General features: G+C 59.4%; 1 protein-coding gene and 1 pseudogene. Both read left to right on the top strand.

The features are described from left to right. Positions 1–271, top strand: a pseudogene (locus tag SB753_RS34675) (hypothetical protein); the annotation flags it as partial. A gap of 7 nt (positions 272–278) precedes the next feature. Continuing rightward, positions 279–428 (top strand): hypothetical protein, encoded by a 150-nt coding sequence (locus SB753_RS34670; RefSeq protein ID WP_410804550.1) that lies wholly within the window; start codon positions 279–281, stop codon positions 426–428. Positions 429–500: the final 72 nt, after the last annotated feature.

Raw genomic sequence — 500 nt, 5'->3', positions numbered from 1 at the left:
GCATCCGCTCGTCATCGAACTGACCGGCAAGAAGACGCCGCAGATCGGGCTCGAAGGCAAGTTCAGCATCTATCATGCGGTCGCGATTGCCGTGATCGACGGCGCGGGCGGCGAAAAACAGTTCAGCGATGCGAAAGTGCGCGACCCGGTGACGGTTGCCCTGCGCGAGAAGGTGAACGCAATCATCGATCCTGCAATCAAGCCGGAACAGGTCGACATGACCATCACGCAAGCTGCACAAGTTCATTCAGCATGCCATCGGCAGCACTGAAGTGCCGATGACCGATCAGCAACTCGAGAAGAAGTTCGCCGACCTCGCCGACGGCATTCTTTCGCCAGCTCAAACGCGCGCATTGATTGAAAAGTGCTGGCACGTCGAGCAACTGGACAGCGCGAGTGAGATCGCACTGGCCGCGCTGCCGCAGTAGTTGATTGACACTCCGTCGCTGGCGCACCGGCGATGGTTGCCAGGATGATCACGCCTGGAGCACAGTAGTCGC

The organism is Paraburkholderia sp. SIMBA_053 (assembly GCF_046534895.1).
Lineage (GTDB): Bacteria > Pseudomonadota > Gammaproteobacteria > Burkholderiales > Burkholderiaceae > Paraburkholderia > Paraburkholderia caledonica.
The sequence above is the reverse complement of the archived record's forward strand: the minus strand, read 5'-3'. Positions and strand labels throughout refer to the sequence as shown.